The organism is Rathayibacter sp. CAU 1779 (genome assembly GCF_054551755.1).
The window spans coordinates 1-23,735 of the sequence record NZ_JBTOLK010000005.1 but is presented as its reverse complement, the minus strand read 5'-3'; the positions used below and the strand labels follow the sequence as shown (position 1 = coordinate 23,735).

Here is a 23,735-nt window from a genome sequence, read left to right as displayed (position 1 = left end):
TTCGTGCAGTGACGGCGGCGCCCACGGGCACGGGCGCCCACGGGCACGGGCGCCCACGTCGGCGTCTCGGCCGACCAACCGACAGGACCGACCAACACGACGAATACGACAGACACGAAGGGGCCGACGCCTTCCGGCGCCGGCCCCACCGCGTGACGACCACGGCAGCTTCACGTCCAGGCCCAGGATCCGTGTGGTCTGCGACGCTCCGAAATTGTCGTCGCTGATCAGCGCGATGCCTGTGGAGTGATCGGGGCCATGGCTTCCCGTCGCCACCATGCCCTCGAAGTTGTCCAGCAGCGGGTTGGCCTGCGCCTCCTTCGCCGTCGCACCGAGCGTCGGGCACTGCACGAGATCGGCCACGAGCGACTTCTTCACGGCGAGCCCAGCGGATGCCGTGCCAAGGTTCGCGACGGAACTCACGTCGTGCCCATCCGTCAGTCCCTTCACGGCGTACAGGTTGACCGAATTTCCGATCGAAGCAGACCACGCGGCCTCCTCGACGACGAATCCGTCGTTGCCGTACGCGGTGATCTCCGGGATGCGCATGCCCGGCTCCGTGCGGTACTCCACCTGCTTCTTCAGCGACCACGACCCGTGCTTGCCCTGCGTGTAGACGAGCAGGCGGTGTGCCGTGGCGTCGCCGTCGGATGAGACATCACCGGAGAGCGCACCCTCCATGGCTGCGACGATGGTCTTGCCGTTCGGCGTGATCGTCAGGCCTTCGAGCGTGGCGTTCGACGTCGCCTCGCCCCCAGCCGTTGTGCCGGTCACGGCGAACCGGTCGGGAACGGTCAGCGACGTCTTCTGGACGCCGTCGCGTCCGAAGATCCGGATGGACGGCTCGCTCTCGCTGCTCACCACGAAGTCGCCGTTCGGCAGCACGGCAAGGCCCTCGTTGTCACTGTCGACGCCGTTGTACGGCGTGCCGTCCGCGCGCTTGAGCACGAGCGGATCCCGCGTCACCTTCGGGTGCGTGAGGCTCGAGACGAACCAGATACGGGCTGGATCCGTCGCGTGGTTGTCGACCGCGGCGACGTATCCTCCCGACTTCGGATCACGCGCCAGCGAGGAGAGCCCGCCGAGTTCGATGCCGTCGTAGGTGAGCTTGTCGAGCGCGTCGGAGTAGCCGGTGGCGACGGCATCCGGAGCACAGGTCTTGTGCTGGTAGCCGGCCGGCGTCCACGGCTTGGCGCCTGCGGAGATGGCCACCTCCTGCGGGTCGTGGTCGCTGACCTGGTTCGCGAACTCGGAGTTGACATGAACCACCTGGTAGTCGGGCTTGCCGACACCCGGGGTGACCAGGATGTGGTCGAGCACCTCGGAGATCCCGTCGTACACGTAGGTGTACTGCTGGTTCTTCGGCAGTGTCGTGATCAGGTCGGTGAGGATCGGCTTGCCTGTCGCTGCGCCCGTGAGCGTCTGCAGTGCGGGGCTGAACTGGTAGTCGTTGAGGTCACCGGCGACGATGACCTTCGCCTTCTTGTCCGCCTTCAACAGGGATGCCACGAAGTCATGCACCTCTGTCGCCTGCTGCCCCCGCTGCACGGCCGACGACTGCTCCGGGTACTGGTACCGGCCGTCCGCGTTCTGGTCGCCGAGCTTCGAGTCGAAGTGGTTGCCGATCACGAACACGTCCTGACCGCGGAACGAGAACTCGCCCACCAGCGGCTTGCGGCTGTCCTGCCAGGCGTCGCTGGTCGGATCGATGCGACCGGGGGAGAGGGTGAGCTGCGGTTCGCCCTTCACCTTCTGCACCGAGGTGCCGGTCGTCGAGCGGTCGACGGACGAGCCGCCGCGGTCCACGAAGGACACCCTGGTCGGATCGAACAGGAAGGCGACGCGGATGTTGCCTCCCGGCTGGCCGCCGTCCTCGTCGTTCACGGGGTCGATCTCGCGCCAGTCGTACAGCGGACCTCCGGCGGTGTGGATCGCCGCCGTCAGCTTCGCGAGCGTCTGGTCGGCCGCGACGGTTCCCGAGTCGGTTGCGCCGTCGTTGTCCTGCACCTCTTCGAGCGCCACGATGTCGGGCGACGCGAGGTTGGTCACGACGCCCTGGGCGAGCCGGCTGTATTTATCGGCCGAGTCGCTCGGTGCGAGGTTCTCGACGTTGTAGGTGGCGACGGAGAGCTGGTCGCCGGCCGTCTTCTTCGCGACGACGGGTGCGAGCCCCCCGGCTTTCACCGTGCCCAGCTGCGTGGCGGCGATCAGGTAGCCGCCGTACAGGGAGTAGTCGATCGGGCCGACCGTCGCGCCGGTGAACACGTCGCCGACGGTGACGTTCGGGTTCGATCCGTCAGCCGGGACGACCTCGAGACGACCGGACGGTGTCTGGTTCTCGCCGGTCAGGAGTGTTCCGCCGCGGTAGCTGACGTTCTGAGTCGGCTTCGTGGTGATGTACTGCTCGCCGTAGCTGTCGCTCGGCCCGACGACGCGAGCGTCATCCACCTCGACGCGCATGCCCTCGATCGACTCGTAGTAGTCGAGAGCCGACCGCTTCGGCGTGATCGGCGTTGACTCGATGTTGCCGCCGTTCAGGTTCGGCGCGTAGGTGTCGGGCACGGTCTTCGAACCGATGACGATGGGTGCGGGTAGCGGGTTTCCGTGCGAGACCGTGTAGACCGTCGGACTCTCGATCTCGGTGACCGAGAGGTTGGACGTCTGCGACACGGTGTCGCCGCTGGCCAGCGGGTAGTAGTCCTTCACCGTTCCGGAGAACAGCACAGAATCGCCCGACGTGACGCTCGGCGCGCTGCCGGTGTACACGAAGACGCCCTCGCTGGTGGTCGGGTTCGAGTCCGGCTCGGGGTCCTGCACCCAGAATCCGCGACTGGATCCGGATGCCCGCACCCCCGTCACCACGCCGGGCACGTCGGTCACCTGCTGTCCGTTCAGCGGCGACACGAAGCTCGTGCCCTGGATGTCGTGGATCCGTGTCGTTCCGGGCGTCGGGGGAGTCGTGGATCCGCCGTCCCCGTCGTCGCCGGCGTTCGTTGCGCCCGGTGTGGGTGCGCCGGCGGCGAAGTCCGTCCCGTTGTCGTCGGTGTCCTCCGCACTCGTGCGCTGCACGGATGCGGAGTTCGACGCACCGGTCGCTGGCGAGCCCTCCGCGAGAGCCGCTGCGCCGAATCCGACGAGATCGACGGATGCCGCCTGGCAGGTCGACGAGTCGGCGCAGGTCAGTGCTGTCGTGCCCTGCACGAGAGCCACGCTGCCGTCGGTGGCCGACAGGGCGATCGAGCCGGAAGCATCCGTCGTCGGGAGCGGCGTCGTGCCACCGGATCCCTTGGCCTCGCCGACGAGGTAGAACGCCCCCGGTGCGAGGCTTCCAGCCAGCGGTGTCACCTGCCACGTGCCGGTCCCGGACTTCGAGTGGTACTGCACGGACCATCCGTCGAGGTCGACGGCTGTCGTGCCGCGGTTCGTCAGCTCGACGAAGTCGTTCGTGTAGGTGGAGCCGGAGTTGCCGCCGCCCCCATACACCTCGTTGATCACGACGCCGCTCGACGGCGTCGCCTCCGCGGCCGCCGTTGCGGCCAATGAACCCGAGAGCATCCCGAGCGCGGCGACTGCGACGGCCGCCCCTCTCCAGACGCGCGTGGCGTGTAAGCGCATGCCTCATTCCCCTTCGACGCGTGTCACCCAATCAGGTGCCAGTGAACCCTGCGTGAAGACACGGCAAAAGGTCGCGAGTCCGGTTCGCTCATCCGTGCAGATGCGTGCGATCGGTACGGTGAAGACAGCATCCGACTGTGGGAGGAACCATGAGCGCAGCGACCAGACGTCCGGCGGGCGTGACCCTGATCGCCGTCCTGGCGTGGATCGAGGGCGCGCTGAACATCATCGCGGGCGTCTTCCTACTCGTCGTGAAGAACGAGCCGAGCGTGCGTGCGGCGTGGGCGGGGGAGGGATCCGTCATCACGTCGGCGATCCTCAGTATCCTGTTCGGCGTGGTGGTCGTCCTCGTCGCAGGCGGCTTGCTGCGCGGCTCGCGCGGCGCACGGATCGTGGTCACGATCGTGCAGCTGCTCGCGATCGTGGGGGATGCGTTCACCGCCTGGGCGTATCCCGGCCAGTTCGCGTGGTCGGCGATCAGCGCGCTGATCTCGCTGATCATCATCATCCTGTTGTGGACGGGGCGGGCGAACGACTTCTTCCGTTCGAACGGATAGCCGCCCTCGGTCGGTCGGACACGGCTCGCGCGTCCGCTTGACCCTGCCCCAAGGGTCAACGTTTAGCGTGAGTTTCACGGCGGACCCACCGCCGGTGAAAGGCGGCCATGAAGATCGGCGAAGTCGCGCGCAGCGCGGGCGTGAGCGTCAAGACCGTTCGGCACTACGAGTCGCTCGGGCTCGTGACCTCGAGAAGGCAGACGAACGGCTATCGGGACTACGCGGATGACGCGCCCCGGCTCGTCGCCGAAGCTCACGCACTCAGCAGGGTCGGCATCCGTCTCGAACAGACGAGACCGTTCCTCGACTGCCTGAGCGGCGGAAGCGAGCATGCCGACGACTGCATCACGACACGGCCGGCCTACCGTGCGGCGATCGACGACCTCACTGAGCGCATCGACGAGCTGAGCAGGAGGCGCGCCGCGCTGGAAGAACTGCTGGCCTCCGCAGAAGCACGCGAGGACGTCGGCTGCGAGTTCGCCGGCGCCCGCGTCGCGAACGGCTTCGACACCTGGAACGGCTCGGACAACATGCCGAGCGCAAGCATCACGAACAAGGGAGCACGGAACTCATGATCATGGCCGACCAGACAACGTTCGAAGGCATCGTCGAGGGGGCCTCATCGCCGGTCCTCGTCTATTTCTGGGCCACCTGGTGCGGACCCTGCCGCGTGCTCGGGCCCCTGCTCGAGCAGATCGAGGCCGACAACGACGGGGCGTTCACGATCGTGAAGGTCAACGCCGACGACAGCCCGGCCCTTGCCGCCCGGTTCGGCATCCTGGCCGTCCCCACCATGAAACTTCTGGTCGACGGCGAGGTGGCGAGGACCATCGTGGGCGCCAAGCCGCGCGCCGCGCTCGTCGCGGAGCTGGCGCTCGAGCCCCGGGTGGCTGTGCTCCGATAGGGCCCGATCTTCCTCTGGCAGTGGGCGGCGGCAGCGTGGTGGCTTACGGTCGAGGCCGCTCATCGTCCGCCGGCGCAGAGCACGAGGCCCCGCCGCATGGCGGGGCCTCGTGCGTGCGACGATCGATCGGTTCTCGCGAGTGACGCTTCGCGTCCGACCCGCTCACCGGTTCACGGACACTATTTCACGGCCGGGTTCGCGTGGTGAATGAGGTCGAGCATCTGGGCCGGGAACCAGTCGCCGGCGGCCGGGTCGACCTGCCCCCAGAGCGGGTCGAAGGATGCCTGCCCCGCCGGATCCGTCGGCCAGCCCGGCTGCGTGTACGCGCTGTAATCCCACCCGCGCCCTGCACCTGCCGCATTGCACTGGCCATCGGACTCGCCAGGGGTCTTCACCCAGAGGTAGGCATCGAGCAGCGCAACGCCCGTGGTGGTCGTTGGCTTCAGGCCGAGCCCTGCGCCTGGTGGGTTGCACCAGTTGCCGCTCTGCAGCGCGGAGAGGTCGGATGGTGGCTGATTGTACGGCGCTGCCGTGTATGCGGTCATGCTGTTCGCCCCTGTGCCGTTGCGACTGGTGTCGATCACGAAGTGCGCTGTGGCCTGCACGCCTGAACCGCTGATCGCCGACGCATACTGGGCGTTGATGCCGCTCGTGTTGAGGGCGGGGTCATCGCTTGTGTCGCTCCACTGCCCGTAGTTGTCCAGAGCGACGCCGGTCCACGCGCCGAGCAGTGAGGCGATCTTCGTGCCGTCCGGGCCGCCGTTCCAGTACTGGTTCGGGCACGAAGCGGACGGGTCGGCGCCCAGCAGTGCGATGCACTGCGAGATCCAGGTGCCATACTGCGTGCTGTTGGCCGTGTACTGGTAGTTGGACACGTTGAGGAAGAATCCCTGCGCCCTGTTCACGCCCGCCTGGATGAGCCGGGTCGCGATGTCGCCGACGTTCATCCACGCGCTGTGCGTGGCATCCAGATACACGCTCGTGTTCGGCCTCGACTCCAACGCCGTCACCGCGTAGTTCAGCTCGGAATAGCGCTCGGTATCGGTGAACGGATACGTCGCCGGGTCGAGTCCGTGGGTGCCGATGCAGTCCGTCGTCGGCAGCAGGCCGAGTCCGTCGGGCTCCACCAGGATGGCCGCCTTTCCGTTCCCGATTCCCGCCGCGATCCCGTCGATCCACGACTCGTAGTCCGCAGTGTTCGCGGCGCCGCCGGCCGAGTACTGGCTGCAGTCGCGGCCGGGGATGTCGTAGGCCACGAACACGGGTGTCGCCTTCTCGAGCGTCGCCGCGAGCATCGTCTTCTGCACGGTCTTTCGCACGTCGGCGGCCGTTCCGCCGTCGAGCCACACCGCCTGCGGAGTGAGCTCCACCTTGGCAAGGGCCGCGGCATCCTTCGCCCCGCCCTTCGTCAACAGGAGTTTGACGCCCTGCTTCACTGCGTCGGAGTCCGGCGCCTTCACGAAGAGCTTCGTCGAGGTGCCGAGTGCGTGATTGCCGGCCGCGGTTCCCGCGGCCTGGGCCGGCAGGCTCATCGCCAGCCCGCCGATCGCGCACGCTCCGACGGCGACGGCCGCCATGACGCTGCGCGACAGTGATCGCTTCATGTCATCTCCTCATCGAGACCGAGAGCAGCCCTGATGGCGGCCCCCTTGCACGATCGTGGCCCGCGTCGGTGCGGGCGTCAAGAGAGCGCTCCCACAAAGGTCGCGCTCGTGCAATCGTCGTCGAGTCGGCACCCGCATGGCAGCCCGAGCCGCGCCGTGCAGAGCGGCTCGCTAGGGTGGCCGAATGCCCCGACTCATCCACCTCAACGGCCCGTCGCGCGTTGGCAAGTCGACGCTTGCCCGACGCTACGCGACCGAGCATCCTGGCACGCTGAACCTCGACCTGGATGTCGTTGTCGGCCTGGTCGGCGGCTGGCAGCAGGACTTCGACGCGGCATTGCTCGCGGCACGAGACCTGGGCATGGCGATGGGCGTGAGGCACCTGCAGAGCGGCGCGGATGTCATCCTGCCGCAGCTGATCACGAGCCACGACTCGCATCCGTGGGCCGACGACATCGCGGTTGCCGCCGGCGCGGACTACACCGAGATCGCCCTCCTGGCCGATCCCGTTCAGCACGGCAGACGCCTCGCGGCGAAACGGCCGGAGCACGAGGTCGATGCCTACGTCCAGCAGTCCCTCGTGCTCACCGACAGCGATCTACTGGACCGCATCCGTGCCGATCTCGACGTGTATCTCGCGGCGCGACCGGGCGTCGTCCGCATCGACACCGGCACGCTCAACCCCGACGAGTCCTACGCGCGACTCTTGGGCGTCTTGGGGGAGAGCGTGTCGGGCGAGCCGGTCCGCTGATCGCGACGACCGGTCCGTTCCGGACTCGCTGCCGATCCGTCGGGCTCAGACGGTCGTCGGCACGCTCTTGTGATGTGCCTCGCCGCCGTCGGCGTAGAGCTCGCTGCCGGTGATGGCGCTGCTTCGGGGCGACAGCAGGAAACGGACCACCTCCGCGGTTTCGTCTGGCTGGACGAGCCGTTTGAACGGGAGGTGCGCCCTCAGTCGGTCGAGCAGCGCCTCGGGGTTGTCCGGCGCCAGCCCGCTGAGACCGGGTGTGTCCGTCGGACCGGGCACGACCTGGTTCACGCGGAAGCCGCGACCGGCGAGCTCGGCGGCCCAGGTGCGCGTGAGCGCGCGCAGAGCGGCCTTCGCGCCGGAGTAGAGGCCGAACCCGGGCGCTCCGCCCTCGGCCACCGTCGAGCCGATGATGACGATGGATGCGTGCGGCCGCAGCAGTTCGATGGCCTTCTGCACCGTGAGGATCGCGCCGCGCACGTTGGCACCGAATGCGCGGTCGATATCGTCGGGTGTCACCTCTTCCAGGGCTTGCAGGTCTCCGCCGCCCGCGTTCACAACGAGGCCGTCCAGCCCGACCTCGTGCTCCCGGACGCCGGCGAACAGCTCGTCGAGGTCCTTCGCCGACGCGGAGTCGGCACGGATGCCGTGTGCCGATCCGCCGAGCAGTTCGACGGCGTCGTCGAGCGCACCCTGACGCCGGCCGGTGATGATGACGTGGGCGCCGTCATTCGTCAGCAGCTTCGCGACGGCGAGCCCGATGCCGGCGGTGCCGCCGGTGATGAGGTAGGTCGGCGCTGGATCCATGGTCTGCTCCTCGGGTTCGGGTGTGAACCGGATCCCTTCGCCCGGTGTCACGATTTGTGTTCGAGTCGGTACAGAACGTAGCAGTGTGATCGGGATTTGTATACTGATTGGTAAATAAATTGACGCGGTTGTGCAGAGGAGTCCTTGCATGAAGTTGGTCGAGGGGAAGCCAGCCGAACGCACGACGGTCGCGCGGGGCCGTCCGCGCGGTTTCGATCTCGACGTGGCGTTAGATCGCGCCATCGAGGTGTTCTGGCGTCAGGGTTACGAGGGAACATCGCTGAGCGACCTGACGGAGGCGATGGGCATCAACCGGCCCAGTCTGTACGCGGCGTTCGGCAACAAGGAGAACACGTTCCGGCTGGCCGTTCAGCGCTACGGGGAGACCACGCTCGACTACCTGGATGAGGCGCTCGCCCAGCCGACCGCCAGAGCCGTCGCCGAACACTATCTGCACGACAACGTCCGCGCCATCACGAAACAGGGCAGGCCGCGCGGCTGCCTCTCCGTGCAGGCGGGGAGCTCGAGCGCGCCGGAAGACCGCAGCGCCATCGAGTTCGTCGTCGCCAGGCGCGAAGGCGGAGAGGCTCGCTTCGCCGAACGATTCGCGCGGGCGATCGAGGAGGGCGACCTGCCTGCCGACGAGGATCCGCGCGACCTGGCCAAGTACCTCTTCACGCTCGCCACCGGTCTCGCCGTGCAGGCGGCGGCCGGCGTCAGCCGAGCACGGCTGAAGGCAGTCGCGGTCCGTGCGCTGTCGGCATTCCCTTCGCCCCAACCCCGCCAGGAGTCGTGACGAGAGTCAGCAGGGGCTCGCGCCGGGCACGCACCGGCTCCTGCCCGTCCTACCGCGCCCTCACCGACACGGGGCGTCCCTTCAGGCGCACTCCGACCTCGGTGTCCGGCACCGGGCGGTCGCGCACGTCGTGCTGGACCGAGACGAGCGTGTCGTCCGCGAGCCGCACGGTGGTGCGGCGGAACGACCCGAGGAAGCTCGAGGTAACGACGACGGCTGGCAGCCAACCGGCCCCGCGCTCACCGGCTGCACCGGTGGCGTTCGTACGATCGTCGAGCTCCAGGTCCTCCGGACGCACCAGCGCAGTCACGTCTCCGGATGCCCCGTCGCCGAGAACCGACAGCCGGCTGCCATGGACGACGACCTCGTCTCCGTCCATGACACCGGGCAGCCGGTTGCTGAGACCCACGAAATCGGCCACGAACGGTGTTGTCGGCTGCAGGTAGAGCTGCTCCGGTGTGCCGATCTGTTCGATCGTGCCGGCGTTCATGACCGCGACTCGATCGGCGACGGCGAGCGCCTCCTCCTGGTCGTGCGTGACGAAGACCGTCGTGATGCCGAGATCGCGCTGGATGCGCCGGATCTGCTCGCGCAACGACACCCGCACCTTCGCGTCGAGCGCTGACAGCGGTTCGTCCAGCAGCAGAACACGCGGGCGGGTGACCAGTGCGCGAGCGAGGGCGACGCGCTGCTGCTGTCCCCCGGAGAGCTCGTGCGCGTACCGTGCGCCGTAGTCGGCGAGCCCGACCAGGTCGAGGGCTTCGGATGCGCGCGCGGTACGCCGGCGCGAGTCGACCTTGCGCATCCGCAGTCCGAATTCGACGTTCTGGCGAGCTGTGAGGTGAGGGAACAGCGAATACGACTGGAAGACCATGCCGGTGTCCCGCTTGTTGGCGGGAACACGGGCGACGTCGGCGCCGTCGACCAGGATGCTGCCCGCGTCCACGCTCTCCAGGCCGGACAGTGTCCGCAACAGCGTCGTCTTGCCGCAGCCCGATGGTCCGAGCAGTGCGACGAACTCGCCGGGATGGATGCTCAGGTTCACGCCCTGCAGTGCGCGGTGGCTGCCGTAGCTCTTCACGATGTCGACGAGCTGCACCGCCGTGCCTGCGGTGCGGCGTGCCGGGGCGGACGCTTCGGCGGGTGCTGGGAGTGTCGCCGGGGAATGCAGAGTCATCACGATGCCTTTCGGGTGCGGCGCCCGGATCCCACGGATCCGATGACCACCAGAATGAGGAAGACGAAGAGCAGCGCCGCGAGCGCGAACGTCGAGGCGACGTACGGATCGGCCTGTTCCAGGAGTGCGAGGCCCGTCTGGAAGGTGTTCTGCTGCAGGAACGACGCGATCGTGAACTCGCCGAGCACGACCGAGACGGTCAGCAGCGCTGCCGACAGCATGCCCCGACGGAGGTTGGGCAGGATGACCGACCACACGGTCGCCAGCCATCCCGCGCCGAGCGAGCGGGCCGCCTCGCTGAGCGTGATCATGTCGACGCCTGAGATGCTCGCGTGGATCGGCCGGAACGCGAACGGCAAGGCGATGATGCCGATGGCGAACGCGAGCACCCACGGAACGGCGCCGGTCACGCTCCAGATCTGCTGATACACCGGCACGAATCCGACGGCCAGCACCACCGTGGGGATCGAGATGGGCAGGAGGCAGACGACCTCGATGACACGCCGCGCCTTTCGGAAGCGCAGCTCGGCCATGATCATCGCCGGCACGAGGAACACGAGCATGAGAGCCACGGTGATGACGGCGATGAGGAGCGAGTTCTGGATCCCCTCCCACAACTGCTGGTACTGGAACGCCCGCACCGGGTCCGAGAGCGCGCCGAGGTGGTCCAGCGTGAATCCGGAGTGCTGCCCGACGGGCTGGAACGCGAAGGCGCCCAGCGCGTAGAGCGGGAACAGGAACGCGAGTCCGGTGATCGCCAGGATGATCGTGGAGGCCGTCTTGCCGGGCGTCGCTCCAACGCGCAGTGCATGATCGTTCCGGCTCATCGCTGCCACCTCGCTGCCCGGCGCTGCAGCATCCCGTAGGCGGCCATGACCACCGCCATGATGACCAGCATGCCGATGGCGAGCACGCCAGGAATGTGGGCGACGCTGGCGGAGGTCTCGCTGCCGAGGAACTGCTGCATGACGACGGGGACCAGGATGCCCGCATTCGTGAGCGCGGCGGCAGTGGCGAACGACGAGAACGCGCTGGCGAAGACGAGGATCATCGAGCCGAAGAACGAGGGTGCGAGCACGGGAAGCCCGACGCGGATCCAGTACTGAAGACGCCCTCCGCCGAGGGTGGCGACGGCCTCGCCCCACTGCGGGCGCAGTCCTTCGATGGCCGGCATGAAGACGATCACCATGAGCGGGATCGAGAAGTAGCAGTAGGGAAAGAACAGTCCCGCCGCCTGATAGAGCAGCGGGCCGGCGGTGGGATCCGGTGCGAGCGAGTTGAGGTCGAATCCGAAGGCGTCCTTGAGCCACAGGGTGACCAGGCCGGAGTTGCCGATCGTCGCGATGAACGCGAAGGCGAGCATCACACCGCCGAACTGGGCGAGCACAGAACTGGCGGAGTCCACAACGGTGCGGAGGATGCCGCGTGGGTGCGCTGCGAGGAGTGCGACGCAGACGATGCCGCCCAGCACGGCCGACACGACGGCGACGGCCAGCGAGAGAAGCACCGAGTTCGCGAAGGCTTTCACGATTCCGGGCTGCAGGAAGGCCGAGAAGTTCGCGAGGGTGAACTCGCCGTCCTTCGTGGTGAGTCCGCTCCAGACGGCGAGCGCCGTCGGAACGGCCATGAAGACGAGGGTGTACGCGGCGAACGGGGTGAACCACAGCCAGCCGGCCGAGAGGCGTCGCTGGCTGGTGCCCGCGACGCTCTCGGCGTGGCCGACCGCCGCTGCTGTCGTTGCGGTCATGTCAGCTCTCGTTGGGTCGGTTGCCGATCAGTTGCCCATTCCGGCCGCCGGCCAGGCGGTCGTGATGAACGTTCCGGCCTTCGACGCCTGGTCGGCGCTGAGCTGCGAGATGGCGGCGGGCGCCGCCCCCACCTTGGCCAGCACGCTCTTGTCGACCGTTCCGTCCTTCGTCATCGCGGCGAGCATGGACGGATAGGCACCCGATGCCAGGTAGAGGTTCTGGACCTGCGGGGTGAAGAGGTACTCCTCCCAGAGCCGGGCAGCTGCAGGGTTGGCGGCCTGGGACGCGACAGCCTGGTTGTAGTACGAACCGACCGCTGCTCCCTTGGGGATCACCGTCTTGAAGTTGGGGTTCCCGCCCTGTGACGAGTCGCCCCACGCGACATTGTTGTACGACCACTGCAGAACGACGGGGGTCTCTCCGCTGTTCACGGTGGACTGCGCAGCCACTGTCGGAATGTAGTTGCCGGCGTCCTTGAGCTTCGTGAAGAAGTCGACGCCAGGCTGCAGGTTGTCGAGCGTGCCGCCGTTCTCGAGCGAGGCGAGCACGACCGCCATGAGGGCTTCATTCGCCTTCACGGGAGACATCTTGATGGCGACGGACTTCGAGTAGTCCGAGCTGAGAAGGTCGTCCAGATTCTTCGGTGCGGTCTTGAACTTGGACGAGTCGTAGCCGATGGACATCAGGCCGGTGTAGTCGTAGGCCCACTTGCCGTCGGCATCCTTGAAGTCGGCCGGGATCGTCTCCCAGTTCCGCACCTTGTAGGGCGTGACGACGTCCATGTTCGCGCTCAGCACCGCGGTGCCGAGGTCGAACACGTCGGGGGCGTTCGTGTTGCCCTTGTCGTTGTGCGCGGCATCGACCTCGTCCTGGGAGGAGCCGTTGGGGTTCTCGGAGTTGATCTTGATCTGCGGATACTTCTTCTGGAATCCCGCGATGATCGCGCCGTAGTTCGCCCATGACGGGGGCAGCGTGATCACGTTCAGGTGACCCTCCGCGTTGGCCGCCTGCACGAGGCAGTCGAAGCCTCCGAAGTCGGCGGCGCTCGTTGCCTTCTCCGCCTGAGCCTTCGTCAGCGTCGTGCAGTCGGCGTCGGCCTTGGCCGCGGCCTGGCCGGAGCCGGCGCAGCCGGTGAGAGAAACGGCGACGGCGGCAGCCATCGCTGCGACCGTGACGATGCCCCTGACCCGGCGTCGAGCCGAGTGCGGTGCGTGTGTGTTCATGGATGTTCCTTCCGGGTGTGCGTGTTCGGGTTTCGCGAGGTGACAGGGGAAGTCGTAGCCGCATCGAGGCGCTGGGGTCGCCGGGGACGGGAGCGTGCTGGAACGCGACGCCGCGTCATCGCGGGGTCCGGTCGAACACGAACTCGTCCAGCACGGCGCGGGCGAGACCGAAACCCGTGGTCATCCCGATCCCGCTGGTCACCGTGGCGACAGCGATGCCCGGCTCGGGGTTGGCCATGAGGAACGGACCGCTCTGCGCTGCGGCGTAGACGCCTCGCCAACGGCGTCGCACCCGCAGCTGCTCGGTCCCGAACAGCCGGCGGAATCGATCCAGCAGCAGACCGTCGAGGTCTTCGTCCTCGAACGGCGTCAGCGTGGTGGCGTAGTGGTGGGTGTCGCCGATCACCACGCGCCCGTCGGGGCGTTGGGTGAACATGAGGTTGACGGTGTTCTCGAGGAGCTCGGGATCCGATTCGCTCAGTTCGGCGCGCAGGCGGGTGGCGGCCTCGGTCGAGGCGAAGCCGTCGTACCGCAGCAGGGACGTCCCGGTGAACACTCCCGGTGCGGTGCGGATGCCGTCTGGCGCGTCGATCTCCAGCATCCGCAGACGACAGCGCTGAACGCCGACTCGTTCGGCCAGGTCCGGGTAGTGCCGGTCAATGTCGTGGCCGACGGCGAGAACGACGTATCCGGCCGTGTACTCGGCACGGCTGGTGCGCACGAACCCGCCGGCGACCTCCAGGGCGTTCTCCCCGTACCTGAACTGCACGCCGATCTCCGCCAGGTGGCGGGCGAGCGCAGGAACGGCGTCGGGGGAGTCGACCCGTAGGTCGTCCAGCAGGTGGGCACCGGCGATCAGCCCAGGAGCGTGGAATCCGGCGAGCGATGCGGCCTCGGCCGCGCCGAGCAGTCGAACGTCGTCGGCACGGTCGGCCGCGAACTCTTCCAGCACGGCGACCTCGGCCGCGGTGCGGGCGAGGACCAGTGTGCCGTCGGTGCGCACCGGGATGCCCGCCTCGGCGCCAACGCGCAGCCACTCCTCACGCGCATCCAGGGCGTATTCCAGCGCGAGTCCGGCCTGGGCCGTCGTGCAGATGTGCCCGAAATTGCGGATGCTGGCCCCCACCGCGCGCTCGTCGCGTTCGATCACGAGAACGGACATCCCGCGCCGCACGGCGTGCCACGCGTGGGCGAGTCCGATGATGCCGGCACCGACGACGAGGAGGTCGGCATGCTCGGGATGTGCGCGGGTCGCGTCGGCGGGGCGCACATCCGTGCGGTCCCGAGGACCTCGTTCGTCGGACGCAGGGTGGTGGTGGGTCACGTCACAGAGTCTGCACGCGCATCCCGGTCGGAACCGAACGATTCCATCAACCTGTCATGAGATGTTCACCGACGGCTCTGATCTCAGCATTCGCGGGCCAACAGGAGGTGAACGTTCGGTGTCGGACCTCCTCGACGGCTGGCATGTCGGCGACCTCTATAGTCAAGCTATGAGAGTGCCACTCCATGAACTGGTCCGCACGTCGATCCGGGACCGGATCCTGAGCGGCGAGCTTGCAGCGGGCGATCCGCTGCCCAGCGAGGCGGAGCTGTGCGGCCAGTTCGGAGCCTCTCGCGGCCCTGTCAGGCAGGCGATGTCGGCATTGAGTGTCGAAGGCCTCATCGAGACCCGTCAGGGCAAGGTGCCGACGGTGACGAGGGCACCTCTCGCGCAGTCCATCGACGATTTCTTCTCGTTCTCGGCCTGGGTGAGCGCCATCGGGCACCGCCCGGGTCAGCACACGATCGAGCTCGCGCTCCGTCGTCCCGATCCCGTTCTCGCCGGCCGGCTCGGTATCGGAACCGACGACCTCGCGGTGCAGCTGCTGCGCATCCGGTCGATCGACGACCAGCCGGCCATGGTGGAGCGCACCGCGTTCGTGGCCGAGGTCGGCCGACTGCTGTTCGACTTCGACACGGACTCGGGCTCGCTCTTCGAATACCTCATCGGCCGCGGGGTTCCGCTCGACCACGGCGAGCACACGATCGATGCGGTCGCGGCGGACGCCGTCGACGCAGCCCACCTGAACGTCGTGCCGGGCACGCCGCTGCTGCGGGTGCGCAGGGTGACCACGTCCGGAGACGGCGCCGTGCTCGAGTTCTCGGATGACCGCTACCGCACCGACCGCGCGGACCTCGTCGTGCGCAACGCCCGGACCCATCAGCCGCAGCGTGCGTTCGTCGCCCGCCAGCTCACCGCCACCGCCCGTCCCGACCAAGGGAGCACCTCGTGACCATCAGACTCGTCTCGCTCGACATGGCGGGCACCACGATCGACGAGGGCGGTGCCGTGTACGACGTGCTCGAGTCCACCGTCGCGGATGCCGTCGGTCGGCCCGTTCCGCCCGAGGTCCTCGCCGCGTGGACGGGAACGGACAAGCGCGAGGCCATCGTCGGACTGCTCACCGACCTCGGCGACGATCCGGCACGATCCGACGAGGTGTTCGCCGTGTTCTCGCGGCGTCTCGACGACGCCTATGCCGCAACCCCGGCGCGACTCTTCCCCGGCGTGCGCAAGGCGGTCAGAAGCCTGCGCAAGCGTGGGGTGAAGGTCGCGCTGCAGACCGGATACACGCGTGCGGTCGCGGAGCCGCTCCTGGCATCCGCCGGCTGGCGCATCGGCGAGGACATCGACGCCCTGGTGACCGCGGACGAGGTGACGGCATCCCGTCCCGCCCCGTATCTCGTGTTCCGCACGATGGAGGCGACGGGGGTGCGCAGCGTCGACCACGTTCTGGTCGCAGGGGATACGGCCAACGACCTCGGTGCTGGAAGGAACGCCGGCGCACGGTACGTGGTGGGGGTGCTCACCGGAGCGGCCGACGCGATCCGGCTGGGACGGCATCCGCACACCCATCTGCTCCAGGGGGTGGCCGACATTCCCGCGCTCCTGGATGACGCCGCCGAGTTTCCGGACAAGGGCTGACTCCAGCGGATGCCGCGCGTAGCGTGAGCCGCAAGAGCGCGCGTGCGCAGCATCCGTGGTGATCCGGTCAGAGGGCGCCCGCGCGCAGGACAGTGCGCCACACCACAACACGATGCGGTCGGGCCGCGGATGTCGGCACCGGATACCCAGGCTCAGACCGACGAAGGAGAGCCAGTCATGTCCGTCATCCTCAACCCTTACCTGAGCTTCCGTGACAACGCGCGGCAGGCGATGGAGTTCTACCAGACCGTCTTCGGCGGCGACCTCACCGTGAACACGTTCCGCGACTTCCACATGTCGGAGAACGAGAGCGAACTCGACAAGGTGATGCACGCCCAGCTCACCGCGCCAGGCGGCATCACCCTGATGGGCGCCGACACCCCCGATCGCATGGAGTACACGCCTGGCGGTGCGATCACCGTGTCGCTGAGCGGCGACGACGAGCCGACACTTCGCCGCTACTGGGACGGTCTGTCGCAGGGCGCGACCATCACGGAGCCGCTCGCCCAGGCGCCGTGGGGCGACTGGTTCGGCATGCTGGTCGATCGGTTCGGCGTGGCCTGGATGGCCAACATCTCCGGTCAGGCCTGATACTGGAGCGCATGGCAGACGACACCACACTCGAGGTCGACGGGCCGGACGGCCCGCGCTCGGTGCGCATCAGTCATCCCTCACGTGTCGTGTACCCGGAGGCCGGGATCACGAAACTCGACCTGGCACGGTACGTCGTCGCTGTGGCGGATCCGTTCCTGACCGCGAACGGGGACCGGCCGGTGTCGTTGCAGCGCTTCCGCGACACGATCGACGGCGAGCAGTTCTTCTCGAAGAACCCGCCGCGCGGCACCCCGTCGTACGTGCGTGACGTGACGGTCGTGTATCCGAGCAAGCGGTCGCATCCGCAGCTCGTGCTGGATGAGCCGGCCGCGATCGTGTGGGCGGTGCAGATGGGCACCGTCGTCTTCCACCCGTGGGCCTCGCGCGCAGGGGATCCGGACAACCCCGACCAGCTGCGCATCGACCTCGACCCGCAGCCCGGCACCGACTTCAACGACGCTGTTCCTGCCGCGATGGAGCTGCGCTCCGTGCTTGCGGATGCCGGCCTCGAGGCGTACGTGAAGACGTCAGGCAACCGCGGGCTGCACGTGTTCGCCCCGATCCGCGCAGAGCACGAGTTCCTCGACGTTCGGCATGCGGTCATCGCGGCGGCCCGCGAGCTGGAGCGACGCATGCCGGATGCCGTCACCACCGCCTGGTGGAAGGAGGAGCGCGGCGAGAAGATCTTCGTCGACTTCAACCAGGCGAACCGCGATCGCACGATGGCCGGTGCCTACAGCCCGCGTGCGCTCGCCCACGCTCCTGTGTCGTGCCCCGTCACCTGGGACGAGTTGGAGTCGGTGGATCCGCATGCCTTCACGGTGCTCACGGTGCCGCAGCGCGTGAAGGATCTCGGCGATCCGTGGGCGGACTTCGGCGAGCGTCCCGGCGGCATCGACGCGCTCTTGTCGTGGTGGAATCGCGACGTGGAGAACGGTCTCGGCGAAATGCCGTTCCCGCCCGATTTCCCGAAGATGCCGGGAGAACCGCCGCGGGTTCAGCCCAGCAAGAAGGTGGCGGACAACTGGGACGCCGAAGGCAATCGCGTCGGCGAAGAGTAAGAGACCCGCTGACCACCTACCGCTCGATCAACGACAACCACTACTTCAGAACCTTCGACAGATCGTACGCGGCCGGCACATCGAGCTGGTCGAACGAGCATGATTCGGGCTCGCGGTCGTCTCGCCACCTCTCGAACTGCACGGTGTGCCTGAAGCGCATCCCCTCGAGCTGGTCGTACCGCACCTCGAGCACGCGTTCCGGTCGCAGCTTCACGAACGAGACGTCCTTGCTCGACGAGAACCGACTGCGTTCGCCTTCGCCGGTGACGGCATTTCCGTTCGCGTCGCGCTCCACCAGCGGGGCCAGCTCGTCGACGAGCTCGAGGCGTCGCCTGTTGCTGAACGCGGATGCTCCGCCCACGCTGCGCAGCACACCGTCCGCGTCGTAGAGCCCGAGCAGCAGCGACCCGACGCCTTCGCCGCTGGCGTGCACGCGGTATCCGAGCAGCACCACATCGGCCGTGCGGTGGTGCTTCACCTTGAGCATGGTCCGTTTGCCGGGCGCGTACGGCGCGTCGAGCGGCTTCGCGACGACGCCGTCCAGACCTGCGCCTTCGAACTCGACGAGCCAGCGGCGGGCGAGGTCCACATCCGTTGTCGTCTGAACCACGTGCAGCGGATGCGCCCAGTCCGCAGCGAGCTTCTCGAGCGCGGCACGACGTTCGGCGAACGGACGCCCCATGAGGTCCTCGCCCTCGAGCGAGAGCAGGTCGAAGGCGACGAACATCGCCGGGGTGGTCTCGGACAGCATCGTGACGCGGCTCGCCGCCGGATGGATGCGTTGCGACAGTGCCTCCCAGTCCAGACGTTCCGAGCCCGGTTCGCCACGTTGCAGCACGATCTCCCCGTCCAGCACGCAGTGCGGCAGCCGGTCGGCGAATGCAGCGACCAGCTCGGGGAAGTACCGGGTGAGCGGCTTGGATCCGCGGCTGCCGATCTCGACGTCGCGGCCGCCGCCGGCAGCAGGCTCGCTCACGGCGACGATGCCGCGGAAGCCGTCCCACTTCGGTTCGTACGACAGCCCGCCCGGCACCGAGTCCTGTTCGGGAACCGCGTCGATCGCCTTGGCGAGCATGGGTGCGGGAAGAGTTTCGGCCATGTGCCGATCATCCCCCGAAGCGGGCGATCGGCACAGCGGCACTGGCAGCATCCGCCGTCCACAGGTGCATCGTGGCGTAGGCGCGCCAGGGGTGCCAGCGCTCGCCGATTTCCAGCGCCTCGGCGGGCGAGACGCCGCCGAGCGCCCTGCGCAGTACGAGGTCGCCGACCGGATACGCGTCCGGATCACGGAGAACCCGCAGCGCCAGATAGTCGACCGTCCAGGGTCCGATGCCCGGCAGCGCGAGCAGCTCGGCGCGTACCGCGGCCTGGTCGCTGGAGCGTCCGATCCGGAGTCCGGCGGCGAAGGCCTCCGCGAGGGCGATCACGGTACGGGCACGGGCGAGCGGGATTCCGATCGCAGCACGCAGCTCTTCGAGTTCCGCAGTCGCCACCACAGCAGGATCGGGGAACTCGATCAGCCCGTCGGCTCCCGGCGATCCGTATGCGGATGCCAGGCGTCCGGTGAACGTGCGGCACGCGGCGAGCGACACCTGCTGGCCGAGCACGGTCTGCACTGCCGCCTCGAAACCGTCCGGATGCCCGATCACGCGCACCGCGGGACGTTCGCGCACGAGCGGTCCCAGCAGCGGATCCGACGCGAACGCGTCGACGACGCTGTCGAGGTCCGTGTCCAGGTCGAACCACTCCCTGACGACCTGGATCGTCGCCGCATCCGCCATGCCCTGGATCTCGACGCAGTCCTCGTGCACGGCGACCGTGACCGGGACGGCCGCAGCAGGCGCGGCGCCGACTGGCGAGTCTCCGGCGTTCGCGCGCACCAGCCGTGTCACGGTGCCGGCGTCGGGATCGACGTGCTCGACTCCCGGCACGCTGTGGTTCACGAGCGATCGCAGCACCACCTCGCGGTCCAGCCGCCCGAGGAGCACGCCCCTCTCGGTCTGCATGCCCTGTTTCGACAGGTCCGGTTCCGACCGTTCCCGTCCCGTCGACCGGTTTGCGGACTTCTCGGTGGCCGCGTCTGTGCGCCCGCGCGTTCCCGTCCTCACGCCGCCGCCTCGAGCTCGAGGAGTGCGCGCTTGGCGTCCAGCCCGCCGGCGTATCCGCCGAGGGATCCGTCGCCACGCAGCACGCGGTGACAGGGCACGACGACCGGCAGCGGATTCGTGGCGCACGCCGTGCCGACCGCGCGGAAGGCGCGAGGACGACCGGCGGCATCCGCGAGCTGACCGTAGCTCGCCGTGTGCCCATACGCGATGGTGGGCAGCAGTCGCTGCACCTCGCCGCGGAATCCACGGCTGAGGCTGTGGTCGAGCGGCAGGTCGAACTCCGTGCGTCGACGTTCGAAGTACTCCCCGAGCTCGGTGACCGCCTTCTCGAGTTTGGTCGGCGCCTCGAGCACCCGCGCGCTCACCCTGTCGGCAAGCGTCTGCAGCACGGCGTCGAAGCCCTCGCGTTCGAACGCGATGCGCACGATGCCGTGCGGTGTCGCGGCCACGAGCAGTCGTCCGATCGGCGAGTCCGTGTACCGGTAGGCAACATCGAGGAGGCCGCGCTCGGCGGCCTCGCGCTCCAGCCTGTCGTGCAGCGCGGTGAGGTGTTCCCGCGTGTCGTTCGTGGTCATCGCACAGCTCCCATCACACGCCGAAGCGAGCGGATGCCGTCTGCCGCCGCCCGTCTCGCCGCCTCGGTCGATCCACCGATGATGTCCGCGACCTCCTGGTACCTCAGCCCGCCGAGGTAGTGGTAGGTCACCGCCTGACGCTGTCGTTCCGGCAGCGTCGAGACGGCCAGCGCGACCTGGGTCGACTCCTCCTGGGATTCCGCAGCGAGCTCGGGGATTCCGAGCTCGCTGGGCTCCTCTGGCATCCGCTCGACGGTGATCGGGCGGCGACCCTGGGCGCGAAGCAGGTCGATGCATTTGCGTCGTGCGATCGTCACCAGCCACGCCTCGACGTTCGCGTCTCCGGGAAGGCGCGGATACGCATCCAAAGCCGCCAGGAAGGTCTCCGACCACGCGTCGTCGGCGTCGTGCACCGTCAGGATCGACCTGCAGACGCGCAGCACCACGTCGCCGTGCGTGTGCACGACGTTCTCGAACGGCAGGGGCATCATCACACGGTAGACGCCGCCCACGACGAAAACGTGAGGTCAGTCAGCGAGCAGCTCGCGCACCCGCGGGATCACCTTCGTCGCGTACAGTTCGATCGAGTGCACGAGCAGCTCGTGCGGCATCGGCCCGTTCGCGTACTTGAGGTCGAAGCGGTCGACGCCCAGCACACGGATCGCCTCCGCGATCCGCTTCGCGACTGTCTCCGGAGAGCCGACGTACAGCGAACCGTGCCGTACCTCGCTGATGTACTGCTCCCTGCTCTGCGGAGCCCATCCGCGCTCGGCGCCGATCCGGTCCGTCGTGGCCTTCTGGTACGGATACAGCTGCTCCATCGCCAGTTCGTCGGTGTCGGCGACGAATCCGGGGGAGTGCATCGCCAGCGGCATCGGGTCTCGCCCCATCTGTTCCTGCGCCCGCTTGTACAGATCGACATAGGGTGCGAAACGGCCGGCGTTTCCGCCGATGATGGCCAGCGCCATCGGAATCCCGTACCGCACAGAGCGGATCACGCTCTCCGGGCTGCCACCCACCCCGACCCAGGCCTTGAGGCGCCCGGACTCGGTCTTGGGATACACCTGCTGGTCCGTCAGCGGCGCCCGCACCGTGCCGGCCCACGTGACCGGCTCCTCCTCGCGCAGCAGGCTGAAGAGCTCCAGCTTCTCCTCGAAGAGCTTCTCGTACTGCGACAAGTCGTAACCGAACAGAGGGAACGACTCGGTGAACGATCCGCGTCCGAGCGTGACCTCCGCCCGTCCGTTCGAGAGCGCGTCGAGTGTCGCGAACCGCTCGTACACACGCACCGGATCGTCAGAACTGAGCACCGTGACGGCGGTGCCGACGGTGATGTTCTTCGTGCGTGCCGCGATCGCCGACAACACGATGTCCGGCGCGCTTACCGCGAAGTCCGCACGGTGGTGCTCGCCGATGCCGAAGGCGTCGACCCCGAGCTCGTCAGCGAGCACAGCCTCGTCGATGACGTTGCGGATCGTCTGCGCTCCCGGCCCCTGCCTGCCGTCCTCACCGAGGGGGACATCCCCGAATGTATCCAGCCCGAACTGCACGGTCACAGCGACTCCTTCTCGGTGCAAAAACCTCAGATGTATGCGAATGCATAGATCAGCAACGCTGCACGCGCTCTCATCATTCCCGCCGTCATTGTTCCGTGCCCTGACTCAGCGCCCGCGTCTCCGCACATCGTGGCTGCGTTCCCTGCCGTGTGCTGCATCATCGCGACGCGATGCGCAAGGGGTGGGGGAGCACACCACCGCCGGCGTAGCGTGACGAGCATGGATGCCCTCGGGCTGGCCAAGAAACACTCCGACCGTGCGACGAAACGCACCGACAAGCTCGTGAAATGGCGGAAGCGGCACCGCGAGCAGGATCCGCCCGTCGCCGAGCCGACGCGCGTCGAGACCGCGCAACGCAGACGCGAGGCGAAGGCAGCGGCATCCGCCCGCTACGGTCGCATGCCATGGCGCTACGTGTTCTCCCGCACCCTGCGCGAATACGGACGAGACGGATGCTCCGACCTCGCAGCCGGACTCACGTACTTCTCCATCCTCTCGGCTCTGCCGGCACTCCTGGCGCTCGTCTCCGTGCTGGGTCTCCTCGGTGCCAGGCACGAGGGATCCAAGACCCTCCTGGACGTGGTCGACGCCGTCGCACCCCAACAGGTGCAGCCCGTGCTCGCAGACCTTCTCACGCAACTCACCTCGTCCACCGCAGCGGGGATCGGCCTCGTCGTCGGCATCGTCGGCGCCATCTGGTCGGCTTCCGGCTACGTCGGAGCCTTCACCCGTGCCGTCAACCGCATCTACGGCGTCGCTGAGGGACGCAGCACGGTTGTGCTGCGCTCGCAGCAGGTGCTGATCACGATCGTCGCCCTCGTCCTGGTGGTGCTCGTGCTGCTCTCCCTCGTGCTGAGCGGGCCTCTTGCGCGCACGATCGGCACGGCACTCGGCGTCGGCGACGCCGTGTTCACGACCTGGGAGGTGATCAAGTGGCCGCTGATCGGCGTCTCGGTGATCCTGGCGGTGGTCGTGCTCTTCTTCGGCGCCCCGAACCTGCGTCACCTCAGACTGCGGTACGTTGCCGCGGGCGCAGCCGTCGCCGTCGTCGTCATGGTGCTCGGCTCGCTGGCATTCGGCTTCTACGCATCGACCTTCGCGAGCTACAACCGCATCTACGGCACCGTCGGCGGGCTGCTCGTCGCCTTGCTGTGGGTCTGGCTGGCCAACCTGGCTCTTGTCATCGGCGCCGAACTGGGATCCGAGCTGCAACGCGGACACCAACTCTCCCTCGGCCTGCCCGCGGAGGAATCCGTGCTGCTCGAGGTGCGGGGGAAGTCCGCCTCGGACAAGGCGGCAACGAAGCTGCGAGGCGACGTGGCAGTTGGCGCGGCCATCCGCACCGCAGCGTCAGCAGAACACTCAAGCGTGTGAGTGCGGATCTTCCGCCGCGATCCGTCCGAACCGGGATAGCCTGACACCGTTCAGTCCGCTCAGTCCTTCGGGCGACATCGTCGGCGCATCCGCACCGCCAGAGGTCGCACCGCCACTGCTCCACCGGCTTCCCGCTTCATTGGCATCCCGCTTCATTGACACCCGCATCACCGGACAACAAAGGGAGACAGCGATGAGGCTTATCGGCCAAAAAGAGTGGATGGGTTCGGGCGTGTTCGTTTAGTGGACGTGTCCTGATCGGGTCCAGAGGCCTTCTTCTGCGGTGGGGCTTGTGTCGTAGACGATGTGGCTGAGTTGGT

Annotated in this window: 22 protein-coding genes and 1 pseudogene; 10 read left to right on the top strand and 13 right to left on the bottom strand. The window is 67.9% G+C overall.

The window, feature by feature from the left end; all coding sequences use genetic code 11:
* Window positions 1-222 precede the first annotated feature (222 nt).
* A pseudogene (locus ACX9R5_RS17770) lies at window positions 223-3,555 on the bottom strand (esterase-like activity of phytase family protein); the annotation flags it as partial.
* 209 nt (window positions 3,556-3,764) lie between these two features.
* On the opposite strand from ACX9R5_RS17770, the gene ACX9R5_RS17765 reads away from it, so the two are divergent.
* The 3 genes from ACX9R5_RS17765 (at window position 3,765) to ACX9R5_RS17755 (ending at window position 5,076) form a co-directional block, all read left to right on the top strand.
* Window positions 3,765-4,172 carry a DUF7144 family membrane protein gene (locus tag ACX9R5_RS17765; RefSeq protein WP_459410396.1) on the top strand — a complete coding sequence of 136 codons (408 nt, stop codon included), beginning with the start codon at window positions 3,765-3,767 and terminating at the stop codon, window positions 4,170-4,172.
* 107 nt (window positions 4,173-4,279) lie between these two features.
* The gene (locus tag ACX9R5_RS17760; protein WP_459410395.1) at window positions 4,280-4,747 is read left to right on the top strand and encodes a MerR family DNA-binding transcriptional regulator; all 468 of its coding nucleotides are present in this window, start codon (window positions 4,280-4,282) and stop codon (window positions 4,745-4,747) included.
* Complete coding sequence (locus ACX9R5_RS17755) at window positions 4,744-5,076, top strand: thioredoxin family protein (protein ID WP_459410394.1); 333 nt, start codon at window positions 4,744-4,746, stop codon at window positions 5,074-5,076. Before ACX9R5_RS17760 ends, ACX9R5_RS17755 begins: the two co-directional genes overlap by 4 nt.
* Window positions 5,077-5,255: 179 nt before the next feature.
* On the opposite strand, the gene ACX9R5_RS17750 is transcribed toward ACX9R5_RS17755, so the two are convergent.
* A complete protein-coding gene (locus tag ACX9R5_RS17750) occupies window positions 5,256-6,680 on the bottom strand; it encodes a glycoside hydrolase family 6 protein (protein WP_459410393.1) in 1,425 nt (474 codons plus the stop codon).
* Between the two features lie 184 nt (window positions 6,681-6,864).
* Here ACX9R5_RS17750 and ACX9R5_RS17745 point away from each other — a divergent pair, with 184 nt between their 5' ends.
* On the top strand, window positions 6,865-7,431 hold the full coding sequence (locus ACX9R5_RS17745) for an AAA family ATPase (RefSeq protein ID WP_459410392.1): 567 nt from the start codon (window positions 6,865-6,867) through the stop codon (window positions 7,429-7,431).
* Window positions 7,432-7,476: 45 nt separating this feature from the next.
* Here the strand turns inward: ACX9R5_RS17745 and ACX9R5_RS17740 are convergent, their stop codons facing one another.
* Entirely contained in the window at window positions 7,477-8,235 is a 759-nt protein-coding gene (locus tag ACX9R5_RS17740) for an SDR family NAD(P)-dependent oxidoreductase (protein ID WP_459410391.1), read from the bottom strand.
* A gap of 148 nt (window positions 8,236-8,383) precedes the next feature.
* On the opposite strand from ACX9R5_RS17740, the gene ACX9R5_RS17735 reads away from it, so the two are divergent.
* Window positions 8,384-9,031, top strand: a complete 648-nt coding sequence (locus ACX9R5_RS17735) for a TetR/AcrR family transcriptional regulator (RefSeq protein WP_459410390.1) — start codon at window positions 8,384-8,386, stop codon at window positions 9,029-9,031.
* Window positions 9,032-9,080: 49 nt separating this feature from the next.
* Here ACX9R5_RS17735 and ACX9R5_RS17730 read toward each other — a convergent pair whose 3' ends face one another.
* The 5 genes from ACX9R5_RS17730 to ACX9R5_RS17710 all read right to left on the bottom strand — a co-directional run bounded on the left by ACX9R5_RS17730 (window position 9,081) and on the right by ACX9R5_RS17710 (window position 14,503).
* A complete protein-coding gene (locus ACX9R5_RS17730; protein ID WP_459410389.1) occupies window positions 9,081-10,208 on the bottom strand; it encodes an ABC transporter ATP-binding protein in 1,128 nt (375 codons plus the stop codon).
* Window positions 10,208-11,035 (bottom strand): ABC transporter permease, encoded by an 828-nt coding sequence (locus ACX9R5_RS17725; protein ID WP_459410388.1) that lies wholly within the window; start codon window positions 11,033-11,035, stop codon window positions 10,208-10,210. The genes ACX9R5_RS17730 and ACX9R5_RS17725 overlap by 1 nt, the downstream gene beginning before the upstream one ends.
* Window positions 11,032-11,955: an ABC transporter permease gene (locus ACX9R5_RS17720; protein ID WP_459410387.1), complete on the bottom strand. Its 924-nt coding sequence runs from the start codon at window positions 11,953-11,955 to the stop codon at window positions 11,032-11,034. Before ACX9R5_RS17720 ends, ACX9R5_RS17725 begins: the two co-directional genes overlap by 4 nt.
* A 27-nt stretch (window positions 11,956-11,982) precedes the next feature.
* On the bottom strand, window positions 11,983-13,179 hold the full coding sequence (locus tag ACX9R5_RS17715) for an ABC transporter substrate-binding protein (RefSeq protein WP_459410386.1): 1,197 nt from the start codon (window positions 13,177-13,179) through the stop codon (window positions 11,983-11,985).
* 115 nt (window positions 13,180-13,294) lie between these two features.
* Window positions 13,295-14,503, bottom strand: coding sequence for a TIGR03364 family FAD-dependent oxidoreductase (locus tag ACX9R5_RS17710; protein ID WP_459410385.1), 1,209 nt, complete (start codon window positions 14,501-14,503; stop codon window positions 13,295-13,297).
* Window positions 14,504-14,672: 169 nt separating this feature from the next.
* On the opposite strand from ACX9R5_RS17710, the gene ACX9R5_RS17705 reads away from it, so the two are divergent.
* The 4 genes from ACX9R5_RS17705 (at window position 14,673) to ligD (ending at window position 17,802) form a co-directional block, all read left to right on the top strand.
* Window positions 14,673-15,455: a GntR family transcriptional regulator gene (locus ACX9R5_RS17705; protein ID WP_459410384.1), complete on the top strand. Its 783-nt coding sequence runs from the start codon at window positions 14,673-14,675 to the stop codon at window positions 15,453-15,455.
* The gene (locus ACX9R5_RS17700) at window positions 15,452-16,147 is read left to right on the top strand and encodes a phosphonatase-like hydrolase (protein ID WP_459410383.1); all 696 of its coding nucleotides are present in this window, start codon (window positions 15,452-15,454) and stop codon (window positions 16,145-16,147) included. Before ACX9R5_RS17705 ends, ACX9R5_RS17700 begins: the two co-directional genes overlap by 4 nt.
* A 177-nt stretch (window positions 16,148-16,324) precedes the next feature.
* Window positions 16,325-16,738, top strand: a complete 414-nt coding sequence (locus tag ACX9R5_RS17695) for a VOC family protein (protein ID WP_459410382.1) — start codon at window positions 16,325-16,327, stop codon at window positions 16,736-16,738.
* A gap of 11 nt (window positions 16,739-16,749) precedes the next feature.
* Complete coding sequence (gene ligD / locus ACX9R5_RS17690) at window positions 16,750-17,802, top strand: non-homologous end-joining DNA ligase (RefSeq protein ID WP_459410381.1); 1,053 nt, start codon at window positions 16,750-16,752, stop codon at window positions 17,800-17,802.
* 40 nt (window positions 17,803-17,842) lie between these two features.
* Here the strand turns inward: ligD and ACX9R5_RS17685 are convergent, their stop codons facing one another.
* From ACX9R5_RS17685 to ACX9R5_RS17665, 5 genes are all read right to left on the bottom strand, one after another.
* Entirely contained in the window at window positions 17,843-18,901 is a 1,059-nt protein-coding gene (locus tag ACX9R5_RS17685; protein ID WP_459410380.1) for an ATP-dependent DNA ligase, read from the bottom strand.
* A 7-nt stretch (window positions 18,902-18,908) separates the two neighbouring features.
* Window positions 18,909-19,808, bottom strand: a complete 900-nt coding sequence (locus ACX9R5_RS17680) for a DNA-3-methyladenine glycosylase family protein (RefSeq protein WP_459410379.1) — start codon at window positions 19,806-19,808, stop codon at window positions 18,909-18,911.
* A 98-nt stretch (window positions 19,809-19,906) separates the two neighbouring features.
* Entirely contained in the window at window positions 19,907-20,485 is a 579-nt protein-coding gene (locus ACX9R5_RS17675; RefSeq protein WP_459410378.1) for a methylated-DNA--[protein]-cysteine S-methyltransferase, read from the bottom strand.
* Window positions 20,482-20,973 carry an RNA polymerase sigma factor gene (locus ACX9R5_RS17670; protein ID WP_459410377.1) on the bottom strand — a complete coding sequence of 164 codons (492 nt, stop codon included), beginning with the start codon at window positions 20,971-20,973 and terminating at the stop codon, window positions 20,482-20,484. The genes ACX9R5_RS17675 and ACX9R5_RS17670 overlap by 4 nt, the downstream gene beginning before the upstream one ends.
* A gap of 39 nt (window positions 20,974-21,012) precedes the next feature.
* Window positions 21,013-22,041 carry an LLM class flavin-dependent oxidoreductase gene (locus ACX9R5_RS17665; protein WP_459410376.1) on the bottom strand — a complete coding sequence of 343 codons (1,029 nt, stop codon included), beginning with the start codon at window positions 22,039-22,041 and terminating at the stop codon, window positions 21,013-21,015.
* Window positions 22,042-22,260: 219 nt separating this feature from the next.
* Here ACX9R5_RS17665 and ACX9R5_RS17660 point away from each other — a divergent pair, with 219 nt between their 5' ends.
* Window positions 22,261-23,415 (top strand): YihY/virulence factor BrkB family protein, encoded by a 1,155-nt coding sequence (locus ACX9R5_RS17660; protein ID WP_459410375.1) that lies wholly within the window; start codon window positions 22,261-22,263, stop codon window positions 23,413-23,415.
* The last annotated feature ends 320 nt before the right edge of the window (window positions 23,416-23,735 follow it).